The organism is Pseudorhodoplanes sp. (genome assembly GCF_035565795.1).
GTDB lineage: Bacteria > Pseudomonadota > Alphaproteobacteria > Rhizobiales > Xanthobacteraceae > Pseudorhodoplanes.
Genome location: NZ_DATMRV010000037.1, coordinates 1 through 8,507 on the forward strand (window position 1 = coordinate 1; position 8,507 = coordinate 8,507).

The 8,507-nt window shown below is 65.2% G+C and carries 5 protein-coding genes and 1 pseudogene; 3 read left to right on the forward strand and 3 right to left on the reverse strand.

The annotated features are described in order from the left end of the window. On the reverse strand, positions 1-1,382 hold a 1,382-nt coding region (locus VNZ93_RS03560), incomplete at its 3' end, for an acyl-CoA dehydrogenase family protein (protein WP_325700185.1). A gap of 244 nt (positions 1,383-1,626) precedes the next feature. On the opposite strand from VNZ93_RS03560, the gene VNZ93_RS03565 reads away from it, so the two are divergent. The 3 genes from VNZ93_RS03565 (at position 1,627) to VNZ93_RS03575 (ending at position 6,512) form a co-directional block, all read left to right on the forward strand. Continuing rightward, on the forward strand, positions 1,627-4,656 hold the full coding sequence (locus VNZ93_RS03565) for a hypothetical protein (protein ID WP_325700188.1): 3,030 nt from the start codon (positions 1,627-1,629) through the stop codon (positions 4,654-4,656). A 165-nt stretch (positions 4,657-4,821) separates the two neighbouring features. After that, positions 4,822-5,745, forward strand: coding sequence for a sulfite exporter TauE/SafE family protein (locus VNZ93_RS03570; protein WP_325700191.1), 924 nt, complete (start codon positions 4,822-4,824; stop codon positions 5,743-5,745). Beyond that, positions 5,745-6,512: a TIGR02186 family protein gene (locus VNZ93_RS03575; protein ID WP_414709968.1), complete on the forward strand. Its 768-nt coding sequence runs from the start codon at positions 5,745-5,747 to the stop codon at positions 6,510-6,512. The genes VNZ93_RS03570 and VNZ93_RS03575 overlap by 1 nt, the downstream gene beginning before the upstream one ends. Here VNZ93_RS03575 and pdeM read toward each other — a convergent pair whose 3' ends face one another. Both pdeM and VNZ93_RS03585 read right to left on the reverse strand, forming a co-directional pair. Further along, positions 6,513-7,223, reverse strand: coding sequence for a ligase-associated DNA damage response endonuclease PdeM (pdeM, locus tag VNZ93_RS03580; protein WP_414709967.1), 711 nt, complete (start codon positions 7,221-7,223; stop codon positions 6,513-6,515). Continuing rightward, positions 7,201-8,507 (reverse strand): annotated as a pseudogene (locus VNZ93_RS03585) (DNA ligase-associated DEXH box helicase); the annotation flags it as partial. The pseudogene VNZ93_RS03585 and the gene pdeM, both read right to left, overlap by 23 nt.

An 8,507-nucleotide genomic window follows, 5' to 3' on the forward strand; every position in this document is an offset into this window, starting at 1 on the left:
CCGCCGTCCTTCGCGAGCTTGCGGCCAACAAGATCGAGCGCCTGGATGCCGTTCGCGCCCTCGTAGATCATCGGAATGCGCGCATCGCGCACGAACTGCTCGACGCCGGTCTCCGAAATATAGCCGTGGCCGCCGAACATCTGCTGCGCGTTCACGCTGTTGGCGAACCCCAAGTCCGTCAGCACGCCCTTCACCACCGGCGTGAGCAGGCCCATCATGTCGTCGGCATGCTGGCGCTCCTTCGCATCCTGCGAGCGATGCGAGAGATCGCCATAGAGCGCGGTCTGGATCGTGAGCGCGCGCGCCGCCTCGTTGAAGGCGCGGATCGAGAGCAGCGTGCGCCGCACATCGGGATGCACGATGATCGGATCGGCCGGCTTGTCGGGGAATTTCGCACCCGTCAGCGCGCGGCCCTGCAGCCGCTCCTTCGCGTAGATCACCGCGTTCTGGTACGCGACCTCGGACAGCGCGAGGCCCTGCACGCCGACGCCGAGCCGCGCCTCGTTCATCATCACGAACATCGCGGCAAGCCCGCGGTTCTCCTGCCCGATCAGGTAGCCGGTCGCGCCATCGTAGTTCATCACGCAGGTGGCGTTGCCGTGGATGCCCATCTTGTGCTCGATCGAGCCGCAGACGACGCCATTGCGCTGGCCGAGAGTGCCGTCGTCATTGACCATGATCTTCGGCACGATGAACAGCGAGATGCCCTTCGTACCTTCCGGCGCGCCTTCGATGCGCGCCAGCACGAGATGGATGATGTTCTCGGTGAGGTCCTGCTCGCCGCCGGAGATGAAGATCTTGGTGCCGGAAATCTTGTAACTGCCGTCGCCCTGCTTCACCGCCCTGGTGCGCAGGAGGCCAAGGTCCGTGCCGCAATGCGGTTCGGTGAGGTTCATGGTGCCGGCCCATGTGCCCTCGATCATCTTCGGCAGGAATTTCCGTTTCAGGTCATCACTGGCATGGGTGAGGATGGCGGCGACCGCGCCCTGCACGAGACCCGAATACATCGAGAAGGCGAGATTGGCCGAGGCGAGGAACTCGTTGATGATGACGGTCAGGGTGCCGGGCAGGCCCTGCCCGCCATAGTCGGTCGGGCATGACAGTCCAACCCATCCGCCGGCGACGAGCTGGTCATAGGCTTCCTTGAATCCCTTCGGCGTCGTGACGCGTCCGTCGGGATGGCGCGTACACCCTTCGATATCGCCTGTACGGTTCAGGGGCGTGAGCACCTCGGAGCAGAGCTTGCCTGCTTCCACGAGCATTGCTTCGACCACATCGGGCGTCGCGTCGCCGAATCCGGCCACATTGCTGTGGCGCTCGATGTGGAAGACGTCGTTCAGCAGGAACATCACGTCGTCGACGGGCGCGTTATAGACCGGCATCGCTTTTCCCCGAATCGCCTGAGCGGATTTGTTCTGAACGCCTACGCTATTGCGTTTCGCAGCCGCGCGCGACGGCCGGTTTTATTAAGAAATTCCTTCGGTTAACCGCTTATTTACCGTGACACGAAAAAGTCGATCCGGGGACGGACCGCGCTTCTCAACAGCCCCATTTCCTTAAAGGACCGCGGTCCGCGAAAGGGCGCGAAAGCCGTCAGGCGTTGCGGGTCAGGCAATGAACGAGCGCATGCGAACGACTGAAAACGGTGGACGGCCGGACGAACACGCGCCTGCGCCGCACCCCTATTATTTCCCGCCCGCGAGCTACGGCGCGGCGCCGCAAGGCTATCCCGCGCAGCCGCCAATGCCGCCGATGCCACAGGGTTATCAGCAGCATCCGGGACACGGCTACCCGCAGCCCGGCCCCTATGGCTATCCTCAGGGACCGGCGATGCCGGCCTATGCGCCCCCGCCCTATCATCCCGCTCATGGCTATCATCCGGCGCCGCCGCCGGCCGGTTACGGCTACGCGCCGCCTCCGGCGCCCGCGCCCTATGCGCCGCCGCCCGCGGTGGAGCCTGCCCCCATGCCGGTCGATGTCGACGAGGCCGTCGCACAGATCGCCGCACGGATGCGCGCGCTCGATACCGATGCCGGAGTGGCGAAGCCCTTCGTGCCGTCCTCGGCGCCGCCAGCAGCGACCGATTACGGTTATGGGGCAGACCCTTACGCGCCGGCACATGCGCGCCAACCGCAGCAATATGCGCCGCCGCTCGCGCCGTCCTATCCGGCCGAGCCGCAGCATTTTGCCGAGCCGGTGCGCAGCGCGGCCGGTCCCGATCTGACGGGCCTGGAGACGCAGATCCGCAATCTGACCGCACAGATCGAGACCCTGCGGCAGCCGGTCCCGGATTTTTCGGGCGCGCTGCGCGAGTTGAGGGACGATCTGACGGAGATTTCCAACCGGCTGGTGGAGGCCATGCCGCGCCGTGCGATCGAAGCGCTGGAGGCGGAAGTGCGGCGGCTCGCCGAACGCATCGACATCAGCCGCGCCGCCGGCGTCGACCCCGATGCGATCGCGGGGATGGAGCGCTCGCTCGCCGACGTACGGGACGCTATCCGAAGCCTCAAGCCGGCCGAGAGCCTGGAAGGCTTCGAACAGGCCGTGCGCAATCTGACGGAGCGGATCGATCAATCCGCCGGCGCCTATCAGGACCCCGCCTCGCTGCAGCAGCTCGAAGCTGCGATCACGTCGCTGCGCGGCATCGTCGCAAACGTGGCGTCAAACGACACCCTCGCCGGACTGTCCGAGGAAATCAGGGGATTGTCGGCCAAGGTCGAACGGATCGCAGCGTCATCGCGCGGCATCGATTCCGACATGCTTCAATCGCTGGAACAGCGGATCGCGAGCCTTCCGGTTCTCGGCGCGATCGAGCGCGGCTTCGCGGACCTGAAAGCGCGCTTCGACCAGTTTCAGATCCCCACGCCTCAACCGACGATCGACCCGACGCCGGCCGTCGATCACCTCAAGCGGGATCTCGTCCGCACCCAGGATTCACTTGAGGCGGTGCATTCGACGCTCGGCCATCTGGTCGATCGGCTCGCCATGATCGAGAGCGGCATTCGCGAAGCGCGGTTCGCGGCAGAAGCGCCGGCGCCGATGCCAATGCCAAACGCGATGCCGGCTGCCGCGCCACCGCCGGCTCCGAAGCGTCATGCGCCGACCGTCGAACTTCCGCTGCAGCCGGCAGAAGCGCCGCATATTGCGCCGTCACCCCCGACGCAGCCGACGATGCGCCCGGCTTCCGAAAGGCCGTCCTTGTTCGATTCATCCGCGCTTGAAGAGCTCAAGGCCAGGGCGGCCGCATCAGCGGCCTCGCAGCCTGCGAAGCCGAAGGCGGCCGCGCGCGAACGCACCCCGATCGATCCGAACTTGCCCCCGGACTTCCCGCTCGAACCCGGCTCCGGCACACCGCGCGCCCGGCCGCAGTCATCTGCCGCAGAGCGGATCGCAGCGTCCGAAGCAGCACTCGGCAACGTGACGCCGGGCGGCGCCAATCACCCCGGCCAGACCAATTTCATCGCAGCCGCGCGTCGTGCCGCGCAGGCCGCCGCCGCGGCGTCACCGGATGCTGCCGGAAAAGCAGACGAAGCCACCGACAATCAGGGCAAGTCCATCAGCCGAAAGGTCCGGTCGCTGTTCGTCGGCGCAAGCGTCATCATTCTGGTCGCCGCGTCCGCGCGCGTCGCAATCGACATGCTCGATCCGTTCAACCAGTCGGTGGCCGACATCACCATGTCCGAGCCGCTGGAGACAGCCGACGCTCCTGACGCCGTGACTCAACCGCAGCCGCAACCACAGAAACCTGCACCGGCGATTGCGGCGCCCGCCACGCTTCCGTCGAAGCCGGATGTCTTCGCGACGCCGCCGTCCGGCGTGATGGAGCGGCCGAGATCCACGGCACAGCCGCAAGCCCCCGCAGCGGCCGATGTCGCTCCGACCGGTTCGATCAACGCCAACGTGAAACCGGCCGAACCGGCGCCGGCCGCGGCACGCGGGCCGCTTCCTCCGCTTCCGGAGAAGCTTCCGGCAGGGCTCCGCAATGCCGCAGCCAAGGGACAGCCGGCCGCCGAATTCGAAATCGGCATCCGCCAGATCGAGGGTCGCGGCGTTCCGCAAAACACCGAAGCCGGACTGCGCTGGCTTGAGCGCGCCGCCGAAGCAGGACTCGCGCCTGCGCATTTCCGCATTGCCGGCCTCTATGAAAAAGGTATCGGCGTGAAAAAGAACCTGTCGATCGCGCGGCGCCACTACATCGCCGCCGCCGAGAAGGGCAACGCCAAGGCGATGCACAATCTCGCGGTGCTGTATGCCGAAGGCGTCGACGGCAAGCCGGACTACAAGACTGCCGCCGAATGGTTCCGCCGCGCCGCCGATTATGGCGTTGCCGACAGCCAGTACAATCTCGCGATCCTCTATGCGCGTGGCATCGGGGTCGACCAGAATATCCTGGAATCCTACAAGTGGCTCTCGCTGGCCGCCCTTCAGGGCGACAACGACGCCGCAAAAAAGCGCGACGAGATCGCGTCGAAGATCGACGCCGCCTCGCTGGCTGCGGCACGCGCGGCGGTCCAGTCCTTCACTGCGCAACAGCAACCGGATGACGCGGTCAGCGTCGCGGCGCCTCCCGGCGGCTGGGACCGGCCGGCAGCCGATTCCGCGCCCGCGCAAAAGAAGCCGCGGGCCAGCAGTGTCGCCAGGGTCACGGCGTCCTGACGATCGCGGCAAATAGGCCGCTCACGCGCGATAAAACATTCGACTAATCCGCTCAGTCCTGTACGGATGAGACAAACGCGGCGTCATTCGGCGGCCGCGCGCCGGATTTTTTGCCGCACTATCACGCGGGGCAGACAACCCCGCCAACGACGGCTCGCGTAACCGGTGCAGATCTATCTTCCCATCGCCGATCTTCCGGTCAACATGTTCCTGCTGCTTGGCATGGGGCTGGCGGTCGGCTTCATATCGGGAATGTTCGGGATCGGCGGCGGCTTCCTGATGACGCCGCTTCTGATCTTCATCGGCGTTGTCCCGGCCGTCGCGGTCGCGACCGTATCGAGTCATATCGCGGCCTCATCGGCATCCAGCGCCATCAGTTACTGGCGGCGCAATGCCATCGATATCCCGCTTGCGATGATGCTGCTCGCGGGCGGGATCGTCGGGACAGCCGGCGGTGTCTGGCTGTTCACGCTTCTGCGCTCGGCAGACCTCCTCGATCTGGTGATCGCACTATCCTACGTCGTGCTGCTGGTTGCCGTCGGCGGCATGATGGTGAGCGAAGCGCTGCGCGCCATCATCAGGGCCTATCAGGGCTATCCGGTCGTTTTGCGCCGCCCTGGCAGCCACACATGGTTGCACGGCCTGCCGTTCAAGGTGCGGTTCAAGCGTTCGAAGATCTATGTCTCGGCGATGCCGGTCCTCGGCATCGGTTTCATCATCGGCTTCATCGGCTCGTTGATGGGCATCGGCGGCGGCTTTCTCCTGGTCCCGATGCTGATCTATTTTCTGCGGGTGCCGACAGCGACCGTGATCGGCACCTCCACCGTGCTGACGCTGATCACGATGGCATCGGCGACGGTGATGCATGCGGCGACCAACCATCTCGTCGACGCGCTGCTGGCCTTGATCCTCATGGTCGGAGGTGTGGTCGGAGCGCAATTCGGCGCGCGCGCCGGCCAGCGGATGAAGGCAGAGCGGCTGCGGCTCCTGCTCGGCCTGCTGGTGCTTGGGGTCGGCGTGCGCTTTGCGCTCGATCTGACGATTCAACCATCCGAATTGTTCTCCATCCGCTTCACCGGAGGTGGATGATGAGGAACCGCATCGCCCTTGCCTTCGCCCTGCTCCTGATCGCGACCGCGCCCGCATCCGCGGAGCGATTGATCACCTCGCTGTCCAACCATCAGGTCCTGGTCACGTCGAGCTTCACCGGCACCGAGCTGGTATTGTTCGGTTCGATCGAGCGCGACGAGAAGACGGTTTCGCGCCGCGGCGGATACAACATCATTGTCACCGTATCCGGACCGCGCCAGACGCTGGTGGTGCGCCGCAAGGACCATGTCCTCGGCATCTGGACGAATGCGGAATCGCGCAGCTTCCTGAACACACCGACCTATCTCGCTGTGCTGAGCAATCGACCGGTGAGCGAAATCGCTGCGCCGGAACTGATGCGCCGGCAGGAAATCGGGACATATCTCATCCCGCGCCCGGCGCTGACCGCGCAAATCCAGTCGGGCGAGGACGATATTTTCCGCGACGCACTGATCCGCCTGCGAAAACAGCGCAAGCTCTATGTGGAAGAGCCCACGGGCGTTACTTTCCTGACGCCGAGCCTGTTCCGCGCCACCATCCGGCTTCCAGCGGAGGCGCCGGTCGGAATCTATGACGTGGACGTGCGATTGTTCGCCGACGGAACCGAGCTCGCCCGTGCGCATTCCGCGCTGGAAGTGGTCAAGGTCGGGATCGAGCAGTTCATCGTGAATGCCGCAGCCAATCACGGCATTCTCTACGGCCTGTTCACAACGCTGATGGCGCTGGCGACGGGCTGGTTCGCATCGGTCGTATTCCGGAAAGACTGATCAGTCCGGCAGGCACCGCATCGCGTCGACCGCGTAGAGCCGTGTGGCGCCGAGCATATGCGCGCGGAACGACAGCGCACCGAAGACATTCATGAATGCCGCCGCCCGGATGTTCAACCCACCGGTGAAAGCACCGAAGGCGGGCATCACCATCCGCGCGTCATCGATCGCAAAGCATTTGCGGCTGACCGAACGGCCCCTCGCACTGATCCGCGCCATCGGATGCAGATGGCCGGCGATTTCGCCTGCCTCTCCCCGCGGCTCGTGACGGAACGTGACAGCGCCAATCGATAATTCGGGGGTGAAGACGCCGCCGATACCGATGGCAGGGTCCGGATCGTGATTGCCCGCAACCCAAATCCAGTCGCGGCCCTGCTGGAGCGCCGCGATCATTTCGCGGTCGGTATCGCCAAGCCGCTGGGGGCCGTCGCCATCGTGGAAACTGTCGCCGAGCGCCAGCACCGTGCGCGGCCGGTAGCGCATGATCGCCTCGCACAGCCGCGCCAGCGTCGCCGCCGTGTCGAATGGCGGCAACAACGCACCGTAGCGCGCGAAACTCGACGCCTTTTCGAAATGCAGGTCCGCGACCGCCAGCAGCCGCTCCGCCGGACACCAGAGTATCCCCGAAGGGTCCACGACCAGCCGCTCGCCGAGGAGTTCCACTTCGTCGGTCTGGTAATCCGGCCAATTAGTTGCCGCCGTGGCGACCACCTGAAACCCCCGTCATTGCTTCCCTGACCAGTTCGTCCGCGGTTTCCGCGAGAAGTGCGTCCGCCGCTTCCCCATAGACCGACTCGACGCCGATTTCGAGCATCACCGGAACCGCAAGCGGCGACACATGCTCCAGCGGCTTATGGACGATTCGACCCTTGATCCGGGAGAGCATTTCGCCAAGCCGCTTGATATCGAGCAGACCTGTTGCAGCATCGGCACGCGCCGCGCGCAGGAGCAGGTGGTCCGGCTGATGCTTGCGCAGCACGTCGTAGATCAGATCGGTCGAGATCGTGACCTGTCGCCTGGTTTTTTCACGGTCGGTCGAGCGCCGCTGGATCAGGCCCGCGATCACCGCATTGGTGCGGAAGGTCCGCTTCATCATCATCGACTCGGCGAGCCAAGCCTCCAGGTCATCGCCGAGCATGTCTTCGTCGAAAAGTTCCGACAGCGAAAGTTCCCCACGCTGCACGCGCTGGCCGACATCGCCGAGCCCCCAGACGGCGAGTGCATATTCATTTGCGACGAAGCCCAGCGGCCGCATTCGCGCGCGCTCCAGCCGGCGGGTCAACAGCATGCCAAGCGTCTGATGCGCGAGGCGACCTTCGAACGGGTAACAGACGAGGTAATGCTTGTCGCCCCGGGGGAAGGTCTCGACCAGGAGATCGCGCGGTCCCGGAAGCACCGAACGCCATTCCTGGATCTCCAGCCATTCGCGCACCGGCTGCGGCAACGCTTTCCATTCGGATGGCGTCGCAAGGATGCCTCGCACTCTCGATGCGAGATATGTCGAGAGCGGGAACTTGCCGCCTTCATAGGACGGCACCTTGGGATCATCGGAAGTGGCGCGCGACACGTAGAGTTCGTCCTCGACCATCGCCTCGTAGCGCAGCACTTCGCCCGCGAACACGAAGGTGTCGCCGAGCGCCAGCGTCTCGGCGAAATATTCCTCCACCTGACCGAGAATGCGCCCGCCACGCGCGATCGGGCCCGTGCGGCCGCTCGCTCCGCCGCGCGAGCGCACCAGCCGCACCTTCAGCATCACCGCCTCTACGATGGTGCCGACATTCATGCGATAGGCCTGCGCAAATCGCGGATGCGTCACACGCCAGCGGCCAGCCTTGTCCTGCCTGATCTTGGCGAAGCGCTCATAGGCTTTCAGCGCGTAGCCGCCCGTAGCAACGAAATCGATCGTCGCGTCGAAATCGGCCCGCGCGAGACCGCGATACGGCGCGGCACTCACGACCTCCCGAAACAGCACGTCCGCATCGAACGGCTCGCCGC